We start from the raw sequence: 19,795 nt of genomic DNA on the forward strand, positions 1-19,795 counted from the left end.
GCGGGGCACCCCGGTGCCCCGCCTGTTTCCCATGAAACTCGCCCCCGCCCAACTCAACAAGCACCTGCAAGGCACCTTGGCCCCGGTCTACGTGGTCAGCGGCGACGACCCGCTGCTGTGTCAGGAAGCTGCCGACGCCATCCGTAATACGGCGCGTCAGCAAGGTTTCGACGAGCGCCAGGTGTTCAGCGCCGACGCCAACTTCGACTGGGGCACCCTGCTCCAGGCCGGCGCCAGCCTGTCGCTGTTCGCCCAGCGCCGCCTGCTGGAACTGCGCCTGCCCTCGGGCAAGCCCGGTGACAAAGGCGCCGCGGCCCTGATGGAGTACTGCGCCAACCCCGCCGAAGACACCTTGCTGCTGGTCAGCCTGCCCAAGCTCGATGGCAGCGCGCAGAAGACCAAGTGGGGCAAGGCCTTGATCGAAGGCGCCCACTGCCAGTTCATCCAGATCTGGCCGGTGGATGCCCAACAGTTGCCGCAGTGGATCAACCAGCGCTTGGCGCAGGCGGGTCTGTCGGCCCAGCGCGACGCGGTCGACCTGATCGCCGCGCGGGTCGAAGGCAACCTGCTGGCCGCAGCGCAAGAAATCGAAAAGCTCAAGCTGCTTGCCGAGGGCAACCAGATCACCGTCGAAACCGTACAGGCGGCTGTTGCCGACAGTGCGCGCTTCGATGTCTTCGGCCTGGTCGATGCCATCCTCAATGGCGAGGCCGCACACGCCCTGCGCATGCTCGAAGGCCTGCGCGGTGAAGGAGTGGAGCCACCGGTGATTCTCTGGGCGCTGGCCCGCGAACTGCGCCTGCTGGCCGGGCTGGCGCAGCAGTTCAGCCAGGGCGTGCCGCTGGACAAGGCGTTCAGCCAGGCCCGCCCACCGGTGTGGGACAAACGCCGGCCGCTGGTCAGCAAAGCCCTGCAGCGCCTTTCGGCGCAGCGCTGGGCACAGTTGCTGCAGGATGCCCAACGTATCGACGCACAGATCAAAGGGCAGGCCGAGGGGTCGCCTTGGACCGGTCTATCGCGGCTGTCGCTGCTCATGGCCGGCCAGCGCCTGGCGCTGCCTCCCGAGTAAGCGCCGAGGGCCATACACACAATCAATTGGCCCTCCCCTCCCTTCAGGCCTAGAGTCCACCCGCACTCCACCCCAACGGGAACCTCGCCATGAGCAAAAAGCCGAAAAAGCACGGCCCCAACAAGGCCAAATCCATCGTCGCCCAGCCACTGTTCCGCTGCCGCCAGGAACAACCGGACAAGGGCAAAGGCAGCTACCGCCGCGAAGCCTTCCAATCGAGAGATTGGGAGGCTTCTTACTTTTTGGCCGCATGAAAGCATCGAAAGCGCAGGCATGGTATGGTCGGCACCTGACCTGAAATTCTGGATCTGTGCATGCTCTTCAGTCTTCTCCCTCGTTGGAAATCCCGCCAGCTGATCGCGGCCTCCAGCTTCATCCTGCTCGTCGCCTGCGCGGAAAAACCCACCGCCGCCGACGCCCTGCCGCTGGCCCCCGCCCAGCCCGCGCCGGCAGTCACCCTGCCCAGCGCCACAACCGACGTCAGTACTGAAATCCAGCCGCTGCAAACCTTTGCACAGTGGCAGGCCGGTTTCCGTGAACAAGCCTTGCAAGCCGGCATTTCGGCAAGCACCTTCGACCGCGCGTTCCTCGGCGTCACGCCGGACATGGACGTGATCAAGGCCGACCGCAGCCAGCCCGAATTCACCCGCCCGGTGTGGGAGTACCTCGAAGGCGCGTTGTCGCCGCTGCGCGTGCGCAACGGCAAAAAGCTGCTTGAGCAGAATGCTGAACTGCTGACCCGCCTGGAGCAGCGTTATGGCGTTGACCGCCAGGTTCTGGTCTCGGTGTGGGGCATGGAGAGTAATTTTGGCCAGTTCCAGGGCAGCAAGTCGGTGATCCGCTCGCTGGCCACGCTGGCTTACGAAGGCCGCCGGCCGCAGTTCGCCCAGGACCAGCTGATCGCCGCCCTGCAGATCATCCAGCACGGCGATATCCAGCCCGAGGCCATGCGTGGCTCGTGGGCCGGCGCGATGGGCCAGACCCAGTTCATCCCGACCACCTACAACACCCATGCGGTGGACTTCGACGGCGACGGCCGTCGCGACATCTGGAACAGCACGCCGGACGCCCTGGCGTCCACGGCCCACTACCTGCAAAGCTCCGGCTGGAAACGCGGTCAGTCTTGGGGCTTCGAGGTACAGGTACCGGCAGGTTTCGACTACTGGCTGGCCGACGGCTCGCTGCGCAAGCCTGTCAGCGAATGGCTGCAGATGGGTGTGAAGCTACCGGCAGGCACGCAGCTGCCCGCCAATAGCAACCAGCTCTCTGCTGCACTGCTGCTGCCGGCAGGCGCCCGTGGCCCGGCGTTCCTGGTGCTGGACAACTTCCGCGCCATCCTCAAGTACAACAACTCGTCGTCCTATGCCCTGGCGGTGAGCTTGCTGGGGGACCGCTTCTCGGGCTGGGGCTTCATTGCCGGCAGCTGGCCGAAGGAAGACCTGCCGCTGAGCCGCAGCGAGCGCATGGAGTTGCAGAACCTGCTGAACGCCAGCGGGCACCAGGCAGGCAACCCGGATGGCATCATCGGCGCCAATACCCGCAAAGCCATCCGCAATGCGCAGCAGGGGCTGGGCTGGCCAGCGGACGGGTACCCGACGCACAAGCTGCTCGATAGCTTGCGCCAACAATAATGCTGAGAGTGGCCGGCAAGCCGGTTCCCACAGGCGTAACGCAAGCCTTGTAGGAGCTGGCTTGCCGGCGATGGGCCGCAAAGCGGCCCCAACCTTCTCAAGCCTTGAACAAATCCTGCGCCAACACCAGGCTCTGCGCCTCGCTGTCCAGCACCACCTCAGCCCCCATAGGCAAACACACATTCGGATCACAATGCCCACTGCGCCAGCCGGCCAGCACCGGCACACCCAGCGCCCCGAAGATGTCGTGCAACAGTGGCGTCAAGGCCGCAACGGTAATCCCGGCAAAATCCCCCACCAGCACACCCTTCACGCCCTCCAGCTTGCCGGCAAGGCGCAGCTGGGTAAGCAAGCGGTCCACCCGATAAAGCGGCTCGTTGACGTCCTCGATGAACAGGATGCAGCCCTGCGTATCGATTTCCGCCAGCGTACCCATGGTAGCGCCCAGGATCGACAAGTTGCCGCCCAGCAGACGCCCCCTTGCAACACCCGGCACCACACTGCTCAAGGGGAACTCGGCGGGATGAACAAGCGCATCCCCCGCCGCTAACGCCCCACTCAACTGTGCCACAAGCGAAGACTCGGTCGGCGCGAGCTTGGCGCCGAGCAGGTCGGCATTGAGCATGGCCCCGTGGAACGTGACCAAACCGGTTTTGCGGTAGATGGCCATGTGCAACGCGGTAATGTCGCTGTAGCCAATCAGCGGCTTGGGGTTGCGGCGGATCAGGTCGAAGTCGAGCCTGTCGAGCAGGCGCATGCTCCCGTAACCACCGCGCATGCACAGGATCGCGTCGATCGCCGGGTCTGCGAAGGCGTCGTGCAGGTCTTGCACGCGTTGCTGATCGGAGCCTGCCAGGTAGCCTTGGGCCTGCCCCACGCCTGGGTAGATACGGCAGCGGTAGCCACGCTCGGCGAACCACTGGCTGGCCTTTTGTGCGTCCAGCCGGGCTGGGCCGGCTGGGGCGACGATGGCAAAGCAGGCATTGCCCGGCACTGCAGCAGGAAGGCGGCATTCAAAGGTTTCGGCGCAATTCATCGCAACTCCTTGCAGCGCATGGCACACAAACAAAAATGCCGATGCCACCTTTCGGCGCGCATCGGCATGGGTGGCTCAAACCAGGATCAGAGCTTGATCTTGGCTTCGTGAGCCTGCTGGTCGGCGTGGTAGGACGAGCGCACCAACGGGCCCGAAGCGACGTTCTTGAAGCCCATCTTGTAGCCTTCCTCGGCGAACCAGGCGAAGGTGTCCGGGTGCACGAAGCGCTGCACCGGCAAGTGGCTGCGCGAAGGCTGCAGGTACTGGCCGAGGGTCAGCATGTCGATGTCATGCTCGCGCATGCGGTGCATCACTTCGATCACTTCTTCGTCGGTTTCACCCAGGCCGAGCATCAGGCCCGACTTGGTCGGCACGTGCGGGACCAGCTGCTTGAACTTCTGCAGCAGGTCCAGCGACCAATCGTAGTCCGAACCCGGGCGCGCAGCCTTGTACAGGCGCGGTACGGTTTCGAGGTTGTGGTTGAAGACATCCGGCGGCTCTTGCGCGGTGATCTCCAAGGCCACGTCCATGCGGCCGCGGTAGTCCGGCACCAGGGTTTCCAGCTGCACGCCCGGCGACAGTGCGCGAATTTCGCGGATGCAGTCGGCGAAGTGCTGGGCACCCCCGTCACGCAGGTCGTCGCGGTCCACCGAGGTAATCACCACGTACTTCAGGCGCAGGTCGGCAATGGCCACGGCCAGGTTCTTCGGCTCGTCCACGTCCAGTGGCTTCGGTCGGCCGTGGCCGACGTCGCAGAACGGGCAGCGACGGGTGCAGATGTCACCCATGATCATGAAGGTCGCGGTGCCACCGGAGAAGCATTCGCCCAGGTTCGGGCAGGACGCCTCTTCGCACACGCTGTGCAGCTTGTGCTTGCGCAGCAGCTGCTTGATGCGGTCAACCTCAGGGGATACCGGGATGCGCACGCGGATCCAGTCGGGTTTCTTCGGCAGTTCATCGGTGGGGATGATCTTCACCGGGATGCGCGCCACCTTGTCGGCGCCACGCAGCTTGACCCCAGCTTCCACCTTCTTCGGCGCTGGGCGCGGGGTGGCATCCTGGGTAGGTATCAGGTTCGGCACGGCTTCTTGCACAGTTGTCATATTCAGTCGATTCCGCCCGTCAGGGTCGTCTGCTCAGCATAGTCGAGGTGCTTGACCAGCTGTCCGCGCAGCCTTGTCCTGACCTCGTCGAGTTCGATCGGGCCTGCCAGGTCACGCAGCTGGGTCATGGCCAGCCCCGCATACCCACAGGGGTTGATTCGGCGGAATGGAGCAAGGTCCATGTCCACATTCAGAGCAAGGCCGTGGAAGCAACGGCCGTTGCGGATTCGCAGGCCGAGGGAGGCGATTTTCGCTCCATCGACATAGACACCCGGCGCATCGGGCTTGGCCGCAGCAGTGACACCGTAGCTGGCGAGCAGCTCGATCAGTGTCTGCTCGATGCGGCTGACCAGTTCGCGCACGCCAAAGCCCAGGCGGCGCACGTCCAGCAACAGGTAGGCCACCAGTTGCCCGGGGCCGTGGTAGGTCACCTGGCCGCCACGGTCGGTCTGCACCACCGGGATGTCGCCCGGCACCAGCAGGTGCTCGGCCTTGCCGGCCTGGCCCTGGGTGAAGACCGCGGGGTGCTCGACCAGCCAGATTTCGTCCTGGCTGTCGGGGCTACGCTGCTCGGTGAAGCGACGCATGGCTTGCAGCACCGGTTCATAGGGCTGCAGGCCAAGATCGCGAAAACCGAGACAAAGGGACATCAAAGCACCATTTTCACGATGCCGGTCGCGCGCAGGGCGCTGTTGATGTCGTGCAGCTGGTCTTCGCTGGTGGCAACGATGTGCAGCTGCACAGTGGTGTACTTGCCTTCCTTGCTCTGGCGCTCGGCCAGCGTGGCAAGGTCGACCTTGGCGTGCTTGCTGAGAATCTCGATCACCGTGTCCTTGAAGCCGACAACGGTATCGCCGATGACCTTGATGGGGTAATCGGCGCAAGGGAATTCGATTTTGTGCGACTTGACGTCAGGTTCGCTCATGGCGGAAACGGCCTCGTAAGCCGTGGCAACAACAACGCCCCCGCAACGATCAGCGGGGGCGTGGCAGGTCACGTTATCAGTTGAACAACCCGTAGAAGAATAGACGGATGCTATCCCACATACGACGGATGAAACCACCTTCCTCAACGCCATCGAGGGCGATCAGGTCGGCGCTGTGAACCACGTTCTCATCCAGTTTGACTTCCACTTTGCCGATCACGTCACCTTTGGCGATCGGTGCGGTGAGCTGCGGGTTCATGGTCATCGAAGCCTGCAGGCGCTTCAATTGGCCTTTAGGCATAGTCATGGTCAGGTCGTCAGCCAGGCCAGCCTTTACGATGCTGGTGGCGCCTTTCCAGACCGGAGCCTGCGCCAGCTCGGTGCCCTTCTGGTAGAAGGTCTGGGTTTCGAAGAAGCGGAAACCGTAGGTCAGCAGCTTCTGGGTCTCGGCAGCACGCGATTGTTCGCTGTTGGTGCCGAACACCACGGCGATCAGGCGCTGGCCGTCACGCACGGCCGAAGCGACCATGCAGTAGCCGGCTTCGTCGGTGTGGCCGGTTTTCAGGCCATCGACCGTCTTGTCACGCCACAGCAGCAGGTTGCGGTTCGGCTGCTTGATGTTGTTCCAGAAGAACTCTTTCTGCGAGTAGATCGCGTAGTGCGCCGGGTCGACGTTGATGATCGCGCGCGCCAGCGAGGCCATGTCGTGGGCCGAGGAGTAATGCTCAGGGTTCGGCAGGCCGGTGGGGTTCATGAAGTGGCTGTTGGACATGCCCAGGTCGGCGGCAGTCTTGTTCATCATGTCGGCAAAGGCGTCTTCACTGCCGGCGATGTGCTCGGCCAGGGCGACCGATGCATCGTTGCCCGACTGGATGATGATGCCGTGCAGCAGGTCGCTGACGGTCACCTGGCTGCCAACCTTGATGAACATGCGCGAACCGCCGGTACGCCAGGCGTTTTCGCTGACGGTAACCGGGTCGTTCTCGCCGATCTGGCCACGGCGGATGTCCAGGGTGGCGATGTAGGCGGTCATCAGCTTGGTCAGGCTGGCCGGCGGCAGGCGCTCGTCACCATTGTTCTCGACCAGCACGTTGCCGCTGGACGCGTCCATGAGTACGTAGGACTTGGCTGCCAATTGCGGAGGTGCAGGCATCATCTGCTCTGCCGCGAAGGCGACAGGCGTGATCAGCAGCAGTACAGGCAGGCAAAGTCGTTTGGCAAGGTTGGTGATGTTCATCCGTCTCTCGAAAATCGCTAATGGTCTGAGATGTTCCCTGGGCCACGTCGTGTGCCCAGCGCCAGTCAGTCTAGTTTTTGCGGCCTTGGGCCGAGCCTGCAAAGTGCGGCTTTATGTCGCTGCGGGCAAAAGCGGACATTGTACATGCCCGCGCCCGGCAATTCATGACAAAACAGACAGGTCAGTCAGCTGTGACCAACTTGGCCTGGCCAAGGTTCGCCAGGCGAATGCTGTCCTGCGCCTGCTGGATCTCGCCCTGGCTGTTGATCGGCCCCAGGCGTACGCGGTGCAGGGTCTGCTGGTTGCGCACGATGGAGCTGATGAACACCGGTGCACTGACCATGGTGCTCAGTTTCGAACGCAGCAACTCGGCGGCGTCCGGGTTGGCAAAGGCGCCCACCTGCAGGAAGTTGCCCCCGCTGCCCGCTGGCACATTGTTGCCCCCCACCTGCACCGGCACCACAGGCGCTGCGTGCTGCTGCGGCGGCGGTGTCCATTGCTCGACGCGCCCGGTGTTGGCGGCAATCGCCTGGGGTTGGGCGGCCTGAGGTTCCTTGAGCATCAACGGCGGTTGCTGGCCTTTCTGGGCCCACCATTGTTGCGGGTCGATACCTTCGACCCGTACGTGCGCGGTGCCGATCTCGGCATAGCCGAGCTTCTTCGCCGCCGCGTAGGACAAGTCGATGATGCGGTCGGAATAGAACGGGCCGCGGTCATTGACCCGCAGCACCACGCTGCGCCCGTTGGCCAGGTTGGTCACCCGCACGTAGGCCGGCAGTGGCAGGGTCTTGTGCGCTGCGCTCATGCCATACAGGTCGTACAGCTCGCCATTGGCAGTGTTCTGCCCGTGGAACTTGGTGCCGTACCACGACGCCGTGCCCTCGGCGCGGTAGTTGCGCGAGTCCTGCATCGGGTAGTAGGTCTTGCCCAGCACCGTATACGGGTTGGCCTTGTAATTGCCGGTATGCACGGTCGGTGTGGCGTCGGGGATCTTGTTCACATCCACGTCCCACCAGGGCGCACCGTCCTTGTGGGCACGGTTGATGTCCAGCCCGGGCTGAGCACGGACGGTATTACCGCTTTGCTTAGGGGTGGTCGGGCGACTGGAAGAGCAGCTGACCAGCAACATGCCGACCGCCATGCAGGTCAGCAGCTTGAAGCTATTGGCAGAGATGATTGCGCGCATTACTTGACGCCCCGTACTTGGACCAGCTGTTGCGCGAGCTGATGCACCGCCATGGCATACATCACGCTGCGGTTGTAGCGAGTGATCGCGTAGAAGTTCTTCAGGCCCATCCAGTATTCCGGGCCGTTGTCGCCCTCCAGGCGGAAGGCGGTAACCGGCAGATCATCGCGCAGCGCATCATGGCTCGACCAGCCCAGCGCTCGCAACTCCCCGACGGTCTTCACCGGCTCGATGCCGGTGGTCAAGCCTTCGTCGGCCCGGTTGCCAGTGACTTGGGCGCGGCTGACCACGCCCTGCCCGGCTACCCAGCCATGGCGCTGGAAATAGCTGGCGACGCTGCCGATGGCATCGTCCGGGTTGTTCCAGATATTGATGTGGCCGTCGCCGTCGAAGTCCACCGCGTAGTTGCGGAAACTGCTCGGCATGAACTGCGGCAGGCCCATGGCCCCGGCGTAAGAACCTTTGAGGGTCAGCGGGTCAAGCTGCTCGTCGCGCGCCAGCAGCAGGTACTCGCGCAGTTCCTTGCGGAAGAATTCGGCACGCGGCGGGTAGTCGAACCCCAGGGTCGACAGCGCGTCGATCACCCGGTAATTGCCCGTGTTTCGACCGAAGAAGGTTTCCACCCCGATGATCGCGACAATGTATTGCGCCGGTACGCCGTAGGCCTGCTCGGCGCGGGCCAGCACCGCTTCGTGCTGGCGCCAGAAATCCACACCGCGGGCGATGCGCGCGTCGGTGATGAACATCGGCCGGTATTCCTTCCACGGTTTTACCCGTTCGGCCGGACGCGAAATGGCGTCGAGGATCGATTGCTTGCGTTGCACCTCGCGGAACACGCCCATCAACTGCTCGCTGGCAAAGCCGTAGTCGCGGCTCATTTCGCCGACGAACTCGGCCACTTGCGGCGAGCCGTCATAATCACCGGCGTGAGCCTGCTGGACAGCGCCGAACAGGCCCACCGCACCGATCCACGGCGCACATCGGGCAGCCCAGTTACGCACTGCTTGCATGAAATTCTTCACCTTATTCAAACCTGGGCGATCCATTTGCGGTGCGTGTGGATCGACATGAGAACGCCAAACGCTGACAGCAGCGTCACCAACGAAGTTCCGCCATAACTAATGAAGGGCAGCGGCACGCCCACCACGGGCAGAAGGCCGCTGACCATACCGATATTGACGAACACATATACAAAGAAAGTCATGGTCAGGCTGCCTGCCAGCAGCTTGCCGAAAAGGGTCTGCGCTTGCGCGGTGATCATCAGGCCGCGGCCAATCAGCAGCAGGTAGACAATCAGCAGCAGGCAGATGCCGACCAGGCCGAATTCCTCGCCGAGCACGGCGATGATGAAGTCGGTATGGCTTTCCGGGAGGAAGTCCAGGTGCGACTGGGTGCCCAGCAGCCAGCCCTTGCCGAACACCCCGCCAGAGCCGATTGCCGCCTTGGACTGGATGATGTTCCAACCGGTGCCCAGCGGGTCGCTTTCCGGGTCGAGGAAGGTCAGTACCCGCTGCTTCTGGTAGTCGTGCATGACAAAGAACCACATGGCCACCGCCACCGGTACTGCCGCCGCCAGCACGCTGAGGATCCAGCGCCAGCGCAGCCCGCCCATGAACAGCACGAACGCACCCGACGCCAGAATCAGCAGCGCCGTGCCCAGGTCCGGCTGGCGGACGATGAGAATGAACGGCACGCCGATCAGCACCAGGCTGATTGCCACGTGCTTGAGCTGCGGCGGCAAGGTGCGCTTGGACAGGTACCAGGCGATGGTCGCCGGCATGATGATCTTCATGAACTCCGAGGGCTGGAAGCGGATCACCCCGGGAATGTTGATCCAGCGTGTAGCGCCCATGGCGTTATGGCCCATGACGTCCACCACGACCAGCAGCAATACCCCGGCAAGGTACGCAAGCGGCACCCAGCGGGCCATGAAGCGCGGTTCGAGCTGGGCGATGACGAACATCGACACCAGGCCGAGGCCGAACGAGGTGGCCTGCTTGAGCAACAGGTCCCAGTTTTTGCCGCTGGCCGAATAGAGCACGAACAGGCTGCCGGCCGCGAGGGTCAGCAGGATGACCAGCAAGGGGCCGTCGATGTGGATGCGCTGCAGGAAGCTGGCGCGTCGACGCATCACGTCCTCGCTGGAGAGCATGCGATCGAAATTGTTCATCACGGGGCCGTTTCCTGGGCGACGGTGGCAGGAGCGAACTCGGACTTCAGCCGGCCATGCTCGTCGAGCAGCCAGGCGTCCATGATCTGCCGCACCACGGGTGCGGCAACGCCGGAGCCGGACTCGCCGTTCTCGACCATCACCGAGACAACGATCTTCGGATCGTCGGCTGGGGCGAAGGCGACGAACAACGCGTGGTCGCGGTGGCGCTCCTGAAGTTTGTTGCGGTCGTACTTCTCGCCTTGCTTGATCGCCACCACCTGGGCGGTACCGCTCTTGCCGGCGATGCGGTATTGCGCGCCGGCCGCAGCCTTGCGCGCGGTACCACGGGCGTTGTGCATCACCTGCTCCATGCCGTGGGTGACCTTGGCCCAATCGGACTTGTCACGCAGCACGATGTTTTCCATGGGGTTCGGGTCCACTGGGGGCTGGCCTTCGATGGTCCTGGCCAGGTGCGGGCGGTTCCACACGCCTTTGTTGGCGATCAGCGCAGTGGCCTGGGCCAGCTGCAAGGGCGTGGCCTGCATGTAGCCCTGGCCGATACCGAGGATCAGCGTTTCACCCGGGAACCATGCCTGGCGGCGGGTGGCACGCTTCCATTCGCGCGATGGCATCAGCCCGGCCGATTCTTCGAACATGTCGAGCGCGACCTTCTGGCCGATGCCGAACTTGTTCATGTAGCCGGACAGCCGATCAATACCCATCTTGTGGGCAAGATCGTAGAAGTAGGTGTCATTGGAGCGCATGATCGCGGTGTCCAGGTCGACCCAGCCATCACCGCTGCGGTTCCAGTTACGGTATTTGTGGTCGTAGTTGGGCAACTGGTAATAGCCCGGGTCGAACACCCGGCTGCCGGCGTTGACCACACCACTGTCCAGGCCGGCGATGGCCACCGCTGGCTTGATGGTCGAGCCTGGCGGATACAGCCCGCGCAACACCCGGTTGAACAGCGGCCGGTCAATCGAGTCACGCAACTCGGCATAAGCCTTGAAGCCGATGCCGGTGACGAACAGGTTGGGGTCGAAGCTTGGCTGGCTGACCATCGCCAGCACCTCGCCGGTGCGCGGGTCGAGCGCCACCACTGCACCACGGCGGCCACCCAGGGCGGCCTCTGCGGCTTCCTGCAGCTTGATGTCGAGGCTCAGCACGATGTCCTTGCCGGGCTTCGGGTCGGTGCGCTTGAGCACCCGCAACACGCGGCCGCGGGCATTGGTCTCGACTTCTTCATAGCCGACCTGGCCATGCAGGTCGTCCTCGTAGAAGCGCTCGATACCGGTCTTGCCGATGTGGTGCGTGCCGCTGTAGTTCACCGGGTCGAGCACTTTCAGCTCTTTCTCGTTGATGCGCCCCACATAGCCCACCGAGTGGGCAAAATGCGCACCCTGCGGGTAGTGCCGGACCAACTGGGCGACCACCTCCACACCGGGCAGGCGGAACTGGTTGACCGCGACGCGGGCGATCTGCTCCTCATTCAGCTCGAACAGGATCGGCACCGGCTCGAATGGCCGCCGCCCCTGCCGCATGCGTTTTTCGAAGAGCGCGCGGTCGTCTGGCGTGAGCTCCAGCACTTCGACGATGTTGTCCAACACTTCCTGCCAGTTACCCGCACGTTCACGGGTCATGGACAGGCTGAAGCTGGGCCGGTTATCGGCGATGATCACCCCGTTGCGGTCGAAGATCAGCCCGCGCGTGGGCGGGATCGGCTGCACATGCACCCGGTTGTTCTCCGACAGCGTCGAGTGATAGTCGTACTGGATGATCTGCAGGTAATACAGCCGCGCAATCAGCACGCAGATAAGCAGCATGATCGCCACAGCGCCGACCACGACGCGGTTACGCACCAGGCGGGCGTCTTTCTCGTGGTCCTTGAGACGGATCGGCTGCGACATCGGACTGCTTACAGGCTCATTTGTGGTAAGGGTGCCCGGACAATACAGTCCAGGCGCGATAGATCTGCTCGCCGATGAGTATCCTTACCAACGGGTGCGGCAAGGTAAGCGGCGACAGCGACCAGCGCTGCTCGGCGCGCGCGCAGACCTCAGGCGCCAGCCCTTCCGGGCCGCCCACCATCAAATTCACCGTGCGCGAGTCCAGGCGCCAGCGGTCCAGCTCGGTCGCCAGCTGCTCGGTACTCCAGGGCTTGCCATGGACCTCGAGGGTGACAATGCGTTCCCCAGGCTGAACTTTGCTCAGCATGGCCTCACCCTCCTGACGAATCAGGCGGGCGACGTCGGCATTCTTGCCACGGGTGTTCAGCGGGATTTCCACCAGCTCAAGCGACAGCTCCTGGGGCAGGCGCTTGGCATATTCATGCCAGCCTTCCTCGACCCACTTGGGCATGCGCGAGCCGACCGCGATCAGGCGCAGACGCACGACGCTTCCTTATTCCCGGTCTTTGAGCTTGTCGGTGAAGTAGTCGCTGGCGTTTTCCGGGCTGTGGTGCTTGGCATCGGCGGCACGGCTCTGCTCGGCACCCAGCCACAGGCGCTCCAGATCGTAGAACTGGCGGGCAGCGGCGGTCATCATGTGCACGATGACGTCGTTCAGGTCCAGCAGCACCCAGTCGCTGTCGCCTTTGCCTTCTTCGCCCAGCGGCTGCGCGCCTTCTTTCTTCACCGCTTCACGGACCTTTTCCAGCATCGCGTTGATCTGGCGGTTGGAGGTACCGGTGGCAATGATCATGTAGTCGGTCAGGCTGTGCTTTTCGCGCACGTCGATGACCTGGATGTCCTGGGCCTTGACGTCTTCCAGAGCGCTGATGGTCAGCTTGACCAGTGCTTCGCCGCTGATGCCATTGGTTTTCTGCTTGCTCATATAAAACTCGTTCAACTCGTTGGATGAGGCGCCCACGGGGCGCCGTCAGTTAGGCACACGATACAGTTCGTGTGCCTCGATGTAGGCCAGTACGGCGTCCGGCACCAGGAACCTCACCGATCTGCCGCTGGCCAGCAGCTGTCGGATCTGTGTAGCCGACACCGCAAGCGGCGTCTGCCAGACGAACGAAATATTCCCCGCCGGGCCGGACATGGCGGTGGGATCGCTCTCGGAGCGCGCAGCCAGCAGGTTGCGCAGCTCGTCAGGGGGTTCTACGTCCGCATCCGGGCGTTGCAGCACCAGGATGTGACAGTGTTGCAGCAGTTCTTCCCATCGATGCCAGCCAGGCAGGCCACAGAAGGCGTCCCAGCCCAACAGCAAGTACAGCTGGTCGTTGGCGCCCAGTTCGGCGCGGATCGATTCCAGCGTGTCGATGGTATACGACGGTTTGTCTCGCTCCAGCTCGCGGGCATCCACGCTCAGGCGTTCGACGCCCTGCACCGCCTCGCGCACCATGGCCAAGCGATCCTGTGCCGACACCTGCGGAGTGTCGCGGTGCGGCGGGCGGGCATTGGGCAACAGGCGCAGCTCGTCGAGCGCCATGTACTCGGCCACTTCCAGCGCGCTGCGCAGGTGGCCGATGTGCACGGGGTCGAACGTACCGCCAAGAATGCCGATGCGCCGGACTGCCTGGGCCTTGCTCAACTCAGCAGGACTCCTGGCCACGCAGCTGGCCGTCACCGATCACCACGAACTTCTCGCAGGTCAGGCCTTCGAGGCCAACCGGGCCGCGGGCGTGCAGCTTGTCGGTGGAAATGCCGATTTCCGCACCCAAGCCGTATTCGAAGCCATCGGCAAAGCAGGTGGGGGTATTGAGCATCACCGATGCCGAGTCGACCTCGGCCATGAACTGACGGGCCTGGCCCTGGTGTTCGGTGATGATCGAATCGGTATGGTGCGAGCCATAGTGGTTGATGTGCTCGATGGCCTGGTCCAGGCCGTCGACCACACGAATCGACAGGATGGCGTCGAGGTACTCGGTGTGCCAGTCGTCTTCACTGGCCGGCTTGGCATCGACCAATGCACGGGTACGCTCGCAACCACGCAGTTCCACGCCCTTTTCCTGGAAGCGGCGGGCCATTTCCGGCAGGAAGCCTTCGGCCACGCGCTGGTCGACCAGCAGGGTTTCCATGGCGCCGCAAATACCATAACGGTAGGTCTTGGCGTTGAAAGCAACGCGCCAGGCCTTGTCCAGGTCGGCGTGTTCGGCAACGTAGACATGGCAGATGCCGTCCAGGTGCTTGATCACCGGCACGCGGGCATCGCGGCTGATGCGTTCGATCAGGCCACGGCCACCGCGCGGGACGATGACATCGACGAACTCGGGCATGCTGATCAGCGCGCCTACTGCCTCACGGTCGGTGGTCTCGACCACTTGCACCACCGCTGCCGGCAGGCCGGCCTCGGCCAGGCCGCGCTGAATGCAGGTGGCGATGGCACGGTTGGAGTGGATGGCCTCGGAGCCGCCACGCAGGATGGTGGCGTTGCCCGACTTCAGGCACAGGCTGGCGGCATCGATGGTCACGTTCGGGCGCGACTCGTAGATGATCCCGATCACCCCCAGTGGCACGCGCATCTTGCCGACCTGGATGCCCGACGGGCGATAGCTCATGTCGCGGATGGCGCCGACCGGGTCTGGCAGGCTGGCCACCTGGCGCAGGCCGGTGATCATGCCGTCGATGCGCGCCGGGGTCAGGGCCAGACGGTCGAGCAGCGCTGGCTCCAGGCCATTGGCACGGCCGGCGGCCAAATCCAGTTCGTTGGCTGCGGTAAGCTCGGCACGCGCAGCGTCCAAGGCATTGGCGGCGGCCTGCAGGGCGCGGTTTTTCTGCGCGGTGCTGGCACGCGCGATCACCCGGGAGGCCTGGCGAGCGGCGCGACCCAAACGGGTCATATAGTCAAGAACGGACTCAGTCATGGGTTCGGTGTCTTGGCGAAGGGGAAATCGGCTGATTATAACTGTCGCGCAGGTATACGCCCAGCGGCGGGTGGCGGATGGTAGAAAATGGCCGACGAGAATCTGTAGGAAAGATGTAACGGCACTTATCGAAGTGTCTTGGTTCAGCCTCGATTAAGCCATTCGTTGCTATCATCCGCGCCTTCACCACGACGAATCGCCAGCATGCCAGATACCACCCCCTGCCCTGCCCGCGCCCTGCCCGACAGTTTCTTCGACCGTGACGCCCAGACCCTGGCCAGGGCCCTGCTGGGCAAGGTCATCCGCCATCGCCATGGCGACCTGTGGCTGGCCGCGCGGATCATCGAGACCGAGGCCTATTACCTCAGCGACAAGGGCAGCCACGCGTCGTTGGGCTATACGGAGAAACGCAAGGCGCTGTTCCTCGATGGCGGGCACATCTACATGTACTACGCCCGGGGTGGCGATTCGCTGAACTTCAGCGCCCACGGCCCTGGCAATGCCGTGCTGATCAAATCCGCCTTCCCGTGGGTGGACGCCATCTCCGATGCCAACAGCCTGGCGCAGATGCAGCTGAACAACCCCGACGCCAGCGGCAACCTGCGCCCTGCCGAGCGCCTGTGCGCCGGCCAGACCCTGTTGTGTCGGGCGCTGGGCCTGAAGGTGCCGCAGTGGGATGCCCAGCGCTTCGACCCTGAACGCCTGTACGTCGAAGATTGCGCTATCGACGTGCCACGGATCATCCAGGCTACGCGCCTGGGCATCCCGCATGGCCGCGACGAGCACCTGCCGTACCGTTTCGTCGACGCCGAATACGCCCGCTTTTGTACGCGGAACCCGCTACGCCGGGGCCAAGTCGAAGGGCAAGACTTTTTCATTCTCGAACAAGGAAGCTGAAACATGGGCCAATGGCTCGACAGCCTGACCGGCTGGCTCAGCGCCAACCCGCAGTGGCTTGGTGTGGCGATTTTCCTGGTGGCCTGCATCGAGTGCCTGGCCATTGCCGGCATCATCGTGCCGGGCACGGTGTTGCTGTTCGCCGTGGCGGTGCTGGCCGGCAGCGGTACCTTTTCACTCGGCGAAACCTTGCTGCTGGGGTTCCTTGGTGGCCTGCTCGGCGATGCCCTGTCGTACACGATAGGCAAGTACTTCCACCAGAACATCCGGCGCTTGCCGCTGCTGCGCCACCACCCGGAATGGATTGGCAGCGCTGAAACCTACTTCCAGCGTTACGGCATCGCCAGCCTGCTAGTGGGCCGCTTCATCGGCCCACTGCGGCCGATGCTGCCCATGGTCGCGGGCATGTTCGACATGCCCCTGCCGCGCTTCATCGCGGTCAGCCTGCTGGCCGGTGCGGGCTGGTCGGTCGCTTACCTGTTGCCCGGTTGGGCCACTGGCGCGGCCATGCGCCTGCCTTTGCCAGAAGGGTTCTGGCTGGACGCAGGCATCATCGCCGGCACCCTTGCGGTGCTGATCGGCTTGAGCCTGAACAGCAGCATCCGTGACCAGCGCCATGGCACGCGGCTGATCGCCGGGCTGAGCTTCCTGGCGTTGGCCGGGGTGTTTCTGGGCTGGCCGTTTCTGCACGAGTTCGACCAGGGCGTGATGACTCTGGTGCAGGAGCATCGCAGCCAGGCCATCGACGGTACCGTGGTGCTGGTGACCCGCCTGGGTGATTTCCGTACCCAGTTCTTCCTCGGTGGGTTGCTCACCGGCCTGCTGCTGCTGGCCCGTCAGTGGCGCCATGCGCTGTTCGCCGGGGGTGCGCTGATGGGCACGGCGATCGCCAACGGTTCGCTGAAATGGCTGTTTGCGCGAGCACGGCCGGAGGTGCTGACCGACCCGTTGACCAGCTACAGCATGCCCAGCGGGCACAGTTCGGCGTCGTTTGCGTTCTTTCTGGTGATGGCGGTGCTGGCTGGGCGCGGGCAACCGCCGCGCATGCGCCTGACGTGGATATTGCTGGGGTGCATTCCAGCACTGGCCATTGCCTTGTCGCGGGTTTACCTGGGGGCGCACTGGCCGACCGACATTCTGGCGGGCGCCTTGCTGGCCTGCTGCGTGTGCGCAGTGAGCCTGACGCTGGTGCAGCACCGCCAGCCGCTCAATGCACTGCCGCTGCGGGTGTGGTGGCTGGTGGTGCCGGCGTGTGTAGCGCTACTGGCGTTCTTTGCCATGCATGCGCTGCCGCATGCGCTGGAGCGTTACCAGTATTGATGGCGCCTGTATCGGCCTCTTCGCGGGGCAAGCCCGCTCCCACCACCAGTGGACTGCCCCCAAGAAGTTGGACACCAATCCAACCGGTGGGAGCGGGCTTGCCCCGCGAAGAGGCCGGTACAAGCAGCACATATCAATCAGGCAAACAATTCGCCTTGAATCCGCTCCAGCAGCTTCTGGATCTCGGCCAGCCGCTCCGACGGCGAGTCGAGCGCCAGCAGGTCCAGCTTGTCCTCCTCCATGAAGGGCAGCAGATAGGCCAACTGGTTGGCCAGCGCCTGGCGCCCATCGACATCCCGGGGCATGTCGAGCGCCTCGACCATCGGGTGCTCGCCTAGCGCCACCAGCAAAGCCAGCAGGTCGTCATCCTGGTCGGTCAGCGGGCTATCTGCCCGCTCCGGCAGCCAGTGCACTTCGCCGAGCAGCAGCTGATCCTTCTGCACCTCGGTCTGGCTCAATTCGAAGCGCCGCACACCCTCCACACGGATGCCCAGCAGGCCATTGTCCTGCTGGACGAAATCACGAATCAGCGCCTCACAGCCAATTGACGCCACCACAGGCGGCGCCTTGCCGACCTGCTCGCCTTCGACAATGCACACCACGCCAAAGCCGGTGCCTTGCTTCATGCAGCGGCTGATCATGTCCAGGTAGCGCGCCTCGAAGATCTGCAAATCCAGCAGGCACCCGGGAAACAGCACGGTATTGAGGGGAAACAGCGGTAGCGTCATCACAACTCCTCAAGCCACCAGGCTGACCGCCAACGGCAGGAACACCGCCGTGGCCACCCCCATCAGGCTCATCGCCAGCGCGGCAAACGCGCCGCACTCGTCACTTTCCTGCAGGGCCACCGAGGTGCCCACGGCATGGGCCGTCACACCTAACGACATACCGCGCGCCTCGGGGCTGTGTACACCAAAGCGGCTTAACAGCGCCGGGCCAAAAATGGCCCCGATAACACCGGTTATCAGCACGAACACCGCCGCCAGGGCCGCAACACCACCAATCTGCTCGGCCACCAACATGGCGATCGGCGAAGTGACCGACTTGGGTGCCATGGTCATCAGGATCATGTGTTCGGCGCCGAACCACCAGCCCAGCACCAGGCAGCAGACCGTGGCGAACAGGCCCCCGATTACCAGCGTAGTAAATGTCGGCCAGAACAGCTGACGGATGCGCCGCAGGTTGAGGTAGAGCGGCACGGCCAAGGCCACCGTGGCGGGGCCGAGGAGTATGTTCATGATTTCGGTACTTTTGCGGTACTCGCGGTAATCGATGCCGCAGGCCAGCAACACCCCGATCACCAGTACCATCGACACCAGTACCGGCTGAAGGAAAATCCAGCGCGTCTTCTCATAGGCTGCCAGCACAATCTGGTAGGCACCCAGCGTGATGCCGATGCCGAAGAGTGGATCGTGAACAACCGCATCGAGGGCGCCTTGCCAATCGAGGTTCATGGCTGCTCCTCGCGCTTACCCTGGCGGTGCATCAGCCTCTGCATCAGCACACCGACGAACACCAAGGTCAGCAGGCAGGAGATCAGCAGCGCCCCGGCAATGGCCCAGAAGTCTGCCGCGATGTCCTTGGCATACACCATCACCCCCACCGCAGGCGGGACCAGCAGCAGCGGCAGGTAGCGCAACAAGCTGCTGGCCGCCTCGTTCAGCGGCTTGCCGACCTCACCGCGGGCCATGAGGTAGATCAACAGCAGTAACAGGCCAATGATCGGCCCAGGCAGAATCGGTACGATCAGATGGTTGATCGCCGTACCCAGCAGCTGAAACAGCACCAGCCAGGTCAAACCACGCAACAGCATAAGGATCTCCTTCGAGCATGCCGGCCATTATAAGCATGCTGCCGGCTATAAGCGGCTATTCGCCTGGGTGCTGGCAACTTGACTCTCACTGTTCACCGTGCTGATCTTGCACCTTCGTACCAAATGACAACCTTGGAGAGTCGCGATGCCCTATGTACCGGTTACCGAGCTTGCGCAGTACGTTGGAAAGGAACTGGGACGTTCCGAATGGCTCAAGATCGACCAGCAACGCATCAACCTGTTCGCCGAGGCCACCGGCGATTTCCAGTTCATCCATGTCGACCCGGAAAAGGCCGCCAAAACGCCCTTTGGCAGCACCATTGCCCATGGTTTTCTGACCTTGTCGCTGATCCCGAAGCTGATGGAAGACATTCTGGTGTTGCCTGAAGGCCTGAAGATGGTGGTCAACTACGGGCTGGACAGCGTGCGCTTCATTCAGCCGGTCAAAGTCGACAGCAACGTGCGGCTGAAGGTGGACCTGGGCGAAGTGACCGAGAAGAAGCCTGGGCAGTGGTTGCTGAAAGCCACCGTGACCCTGGAGATCGAGGGCGAAGCGAAACCTGCCTACATCGCCGAGCCGCTTTCACTCTGCTTCGTCTGAGGGTTCCCGGGGCCG

The 19,795-nt window shown here is 63.5% G+C and carries 22 protein-coding genes; 6 read left to right on the forward strand and 16 right to left on the reverse strand.

Annotated features, from left to right (window positions below):
- Positions 1–31 precede the first annotated feature (31 nt).
- From holA to ABEH27_RS16390, 3 genes are all read left to right on the forward strand, one after another.
- Positions 32–1,069, forward strand: a complete 1,038-nt coding sequence (gene holA, locus ABEH27_RS16380) for a DNA polymerase III subunit delta (RefSeq protein WP_346614608.1) — start codon at positions 32–34, stop codon at positions 1,067–1,069.
- Between the two features lie 89 nt (positions 1,070–1,158).
- Positions 1,159–1,323, forward strand: a complete 165-nt coding sequence (arfA, locus tag ABEH27_RS16385; RefSeq protein WP_016501800.1) for an alternative ribosome rescue factor ArfA — start codon at positions 1,159–1,161, stop codon at positions 1,321–1,323.
- Between the two features lie 60 nt (positions 1,324–1,383).
- The gene (locus ABEH27_RS16390) at positions 1,384–2,700 is read left to right on the forward strand and encodes a lytic murein transglycosylase (RefSeq protein ID WP_346614609.1); all 1,317 of its coding nucleotides are present in this window, start codon (positions 1,384–1,386) and stop codon (positions 2,698–2,700) included.
- Between the two features lie 97 nt (positions 2,701–2,797).
- Here ABEH27_RS16390 and ABEH27_RS16395 read toward each other — a convergent pair whose 3' ends face one another.
- The 13 genes from ABEH27_RS16395 to ABEH27_RS16455 form a co-directional block, all read right to left on the reverse strand.
- Positions 2,798–3,736, reverse strand: coding sequence for an LD-carboxypeptidase (locus tag ABEH27_RS16395; RefSeq protein WP_346614610.1), 939 nt, complete (start codon positions 3,734–3,736; stop codon positions 2,798–2,800).
- 86 nt (positions 3,737–3,822) lie between these two features.
- Positions 3,823–4,839 carry a lipoyl synthase gene (lipA, locus tag ABEH27_RS16400; protein WP_346614611.1) on the reverse strand — a complete coding sequence of 339 codons (1,017 nt, stop codon included), beginning with the start codon at positions 4,837–4,839 and terminating at the stop codon, positions 3,823–3,825.
- A 2-nt stretch (positions 4,840–4,841) separates the two neighbouring features.
- On the reverse strand, positions 4,842–5,489 hold the full coding sequence (gene lipB, locus ABEH27_RS16405) for a lipoyl(octanoyl) transferase LipB (RefSeq protein WP_346614612.1): 648 nt from the start codon (positions 5,487–5,489) through the stop codon (positions 4,842–4,844).
- Positions 5,489–5,764, reverse strand: a complete 276-nt coding sequence (locus ABEH27_RS16410; protein ID WP_346614613.1) for a DUF493 domain-containing protein — start codon at positions 5,762–5,764, stop codon at positions 5,489–5,491. The genes lipB and ABEH27_RS16410 overlap by 1 nt, the downstream gene beginning before the upstream one ends.
- A gap of 76 nt (positions 5,765–5,840) precedes the next feature.
- Entirely contained in the window at positions 5,841–7,001 is a 1,161-nt protein-coding gene (locus ABEH27_RS16415; RefSeq protein WP_346614614.1) for a D-alanyl-D-alanine carboxypeptidase family protein, read from the reverse strand.
- Between the two features lie 181 nt (positions 7,002–7,182).
- Positions 7,183–8,187: a septal ring lytic transglycosylase RlpA family protein gene (locus ABEH27_RS16420; protein ID WP_346614615.1), complete on the reverse strand. Its 1,005-nt coding sequence runs from the start codon at positions 8,185–8,187 to the stop codon at positions 7,183–7,185.
- Positions 8,187–9,197 (reverse strand): lytic murein transglycosylase B, encoded by a 1,011-nt coding sequence (gene mltB, locus ABEH27_RS16425; protein ID WP_346614616.1) that lies wholly within the window; start codon positions 9,195–9,197, stop codon positions 8,187–8,189. The genes ABEH27_RS16420 and mltB overlap by 1 nt, the downstream gene beginning before the upstream one ends.
- 17 nt (positions 9,198–9,214) lie before the next feature.
- The gene (gene rodA / locus ABEH27_RS16430) at positions 9,215–10,318 is read right to left on the reverse strand and encodes a rod shape-determining protein RodA (protein WP_346614700.1); all 1,104 of its coding nucleotides are present in this window, start codon (positions 10,316–10,318) and stop codon (positions 9,215–9,217) included.
- 38 nt (positions 10,319–10,356) lie between these two features.
- Positions 10,357–12,246, reverse strand: coding sequence for a penicillin-binding protein 2 (gene mrdA, locus ABEH27_RS16435; protein WP_346614617.1), 1,890 nt, complete (start codon positions 12,244–12,246; stop codon positions 10,357–10,359).
- A gap of 16 nt (positions 12,247–12,262) precedes the next feature.
- Positions 12,263–12,730: a 23S rRNA (pseudouridine(1915)-N(3))-methyltransferase RlmH gene (rlmH, locus tag ABEH27_RS16440; RefSeq protein WP_008090421.1), complete on the reverse strand. Its 468-nt coding sequence runs from the start codon at positions 12,728–12,730 to the stop codon at positions 12,263–12,265.
- A gap of 9 nt (positions 12,731–12,739) precedes the next feature.
- On the reverse strand, positions 12,740–13,171 hold the full coding sequence (rsfS, locus tag ABEH27_RS16445; protein ID WP_346614618.1) for a ribosome silencing factor: 432 nt from the start codon (positions 13,169–13,171) through the stop codon (positions 12,740–12,742).
- Between the two features lie 45 nt (positions 13,172–13,216).
- Entirely contained in the window at positions 13,217–13,876 is a 660-nt protein-coding gene (gene nadD, locus ABEH27_RS16450; RefSeq protein WP_346614619.1) for a nicotinate-nucleotide adenylyltransferase, read from the reverse strand.
- Between the two features lies 1 nt (position 13,877).
- The gene (locus ABEH27_RS16455; protein WP_346614620.1) at positions 13,878–15,149 is read right to left on the reverse strand and encodes a glutamate-5-semialdehyde dehydrogenase; all 1,272 of its coding nucleotides are present in this window, start codon (positions 15,147–15,149) and stop codon (positions 13,878–13,880) included.
- Between the two features lie 204 nt (positions 15,150–15,353).
- Between ABEH27_RS16455 and ABEH27_RS16460 the strand changes: the two genes are divergently transcribed.
- Positions 15,354–16,046 carry a DNA-3-methyladenine glycosylase gene (locus ABEH27_RS16460; protein ID WP_346614621.1) on the forward strand — a complete coding sequence of 231 codons (693 nt, stop codon included), beginning with the start codon at positions 15,354–15,356 and terminating at the stop codon, positions 16,044–16,046.
- Positions 16,047–16,049: 3 nt separating this feature from the next.
- Entirely contained in the window at positions 16,050–17,366 is a 1,317-nt protein-coding gene (locus ABEH27_RS16465) for a bifunctional DedA family/phosphatase PAP2 family protein (RefSeq protein WP_346614622.1), read from the forward strand.
- Positions 17,367–17,503: 137 nt separating this feature from the next.
- On the opposite strand, the gene ABEH27_RS16470 is transcribed toward ABEH27_RS16465, so the two are convergent.
- Genes ABEH27_RS16470 through ABEH27_RS16480 form a run of 3 tightly spaced genes read right to left on the reverse strand, consistent with a single transcriptional unit; the run spans position 17,504 to position 19,179 of the window.
- Positions 17,504–18,094 (reverse strand): LON peptidase substrate-binding domain-containing protein, encoded by a 591-nt coding sequence (locus ABEH27_RS16470; protein ID WP_346614623.1) that lies wholly within the window; start codon positions 18,092–18,094, stop codon positions 17,504–17,506.
- 9 nt (positions 18,095–18,103) lie between these two features.
- Complete coding sequence (locus ABEH27_RS16475; RefSeq protein ID WP_346614624.1) at positions 18,104–18,820, reverse strand: LrgB family protein; 717 nt, start codon at positions 18,818–18,820, stop codon at positions 18,104–18,106.
- Positions 18,817–19,179, reverse strand: a complete 363-nt coding sequence (locus ABEH27_RS16480; RefSeq protein ID WP_346614625.1) for a CidA/LrgA family protein — start codon at positions 19,177–19,179, stop codon at positions 18,817–18,819. The genes ABEH27_RS16475 and ABEH27_RS16480 overlap by 4 nt, the downstream gene beginning before the upstream one ends.
- Before the next feature lie 145 nt (positions 19,180–19,324).
- Between ABEH27_RS16480 and ABEH27_RS16485 the strand changes: the two genes are divergently transcribed.
- The gene (locus tag ABEH27_RS16485; protein WP_346614626.1) at positions 19,325–19,780 is read left to right on the forward strand and encodes a MaoC family dehydratase; all 456 of its coding nucleotides are present in this window, start codon (positions 19,325–19,327) and stop codon (positions 19,778–19,780) included.
- Positions 19,781–19,795 lie beyond the last annotated feature (15 nt).

It is taken from the genome of Pseudomonas sp. P39-UII1, assembly GCF_039672635.1.
Taxonomy (GTDB): domain Bacteria; phylum Pseudomonadota; class Gammaproteobacteria; order Pseudomonadales; family Pseudomonadaceae; genus Aquipseudomonas.

Bases quoted from the DNA above. Each gene is read 5' to 3' on its own strand.
- ABEH27_RS16390 (WP_346614609.1), top strand. From the start codon at position 1,384: ATGCTCTTCAGTCTTCTCCCTCGTTGGAAATCCCGCCAGCTGATCGCG.
- ABEH27_RS16455 (WP_346614620.1), bottom strand. From the start codon at position 15,149: ATGACTGAGTCCGTTCTTGACTATATGACCCGTTTGGGTCGCGCCGCT.
- ABEH27_RS16420 (WP_346614615.1), bottom strand. From the start codon at position 8,187: ATGCGCGCAATCATCTCTGCCAATAGCTTCAAGCTGCTGACCTGCATG.
- mltB (WP_346614616.1), bottom strand. From the start codon at position 9,197: ATGCAAGCAGTGCGTAACTGGGCTGCCCGATGTGCGCCGTGGATCGGT.
- ABEH27_RS16460 (WP_346614621.1), top strand. From the start codon at position 15,354: ATGCCAGATACCACCCCCTGCCCTGCCCGCGCCCTGCCCGACAGTTTC.
- lipA (WP_346614611.1), bottom strand. From the start codon at position 4,839: ATGACAACTGTGCAAGAAGCCGTGCCGAACCTGATACCTACCCAGGAT.
- ABEH27_RS16480 (WP_346614625.1), bottom strand. From the start codon at position 19,179: ATGCTGTTGCGTGGTTTGACCTGGCTGGTGCTGTTTCAGCTGCTGGGT.
- ABEH27_RS16470 (WP_346614623.1), bottom strand. From the start codon at position 18,094: ATGACGCTACCGCTGTTTCCCCTCAATACCGTGCTGTTTCCCGGGTGC.
- rodA (WP_346614700.1), bottom strand. From the start codon at position 10,318: ATGCGTCGACGCGCCAGCTTCCTGCAGCGCATCCACATCGACGGCCCC.
- ABEH27_RS16415 (WP_346614614.1), bottom strand. From the start codon at position 7,001: ATGAACATCACCAACCTTGCCAAACGACTTTGCCTGCCTGTACTGCTG.
- mrdA (WP_346614617.1), bottom strand. From the start codon at position 12,246: ATGTCGCAGCCGATCCGTCTCAAGGACCACGAGAAAGACGCCCGCCTG.
- ABEH27_RS16395 (WP_346614610.1), bottom strand. From the start codon at position 3,736: ATGAATTGCGCCGAAACCTTTGAATGCCGCCTTCCTGCTGCAGTGCCG.
- ABEH27_RS16465 (WP_346614622.1), top strand. From the start codon at position 16,050: ATGGGCCAATGGCTCGACAGCCTGACCGGCTGGCTCAGCGCCAACCCG.
- arfA (WP_016501800.1), top strand. From the start codon at position 1,159: ATGAGCAAAAAGCCGAAAAAGCACGGCCCCAACAAGGCCAAATCCATC.
- ABEH27_RS16410 (WP_346614613.1), bottom strand. From the start codon at position 5,764: ATGAGCGAACCTGACGTCAAGTCGCACAAAATCGAATTCCCTTGCGCC.
- ABEH27_RS16475 (WP_346614624.1), bottom strand. From the start codon at position 18,820: ATGAACCTCGATTGGCAAGGCGCCCTCGATGCGGTTGTTCACGATCCA.
- holA (WP_346614608.1), top strand. From the start codon at position 32: ATGAAACTCGCCCCCGCCCAACTCAACAAGCACCTGCAAGGCACCTTG.
- rsfS (WP_346614618.1), bottom strand. From the start codon at position 13,171: ATGAGCAAGCAGAAAACCAATGGCATCAGCGGCGAAGCACTGGTCAAG.
- ABEH27_RS16485 (WP_346614626.1), top strand. From the start codon at position 19,325: ATGCCCTATGTACCGGTTACCGAGCTTGCGCAGTACGTTGGAAAGGAA.
- lipB (WP_346614612.1), bottom strand. From the start codon at position 5,489: ATGTCCCTTTGTCTCGGTTTTCGCGATCTTGGCCTGCAGCCCTATGAA.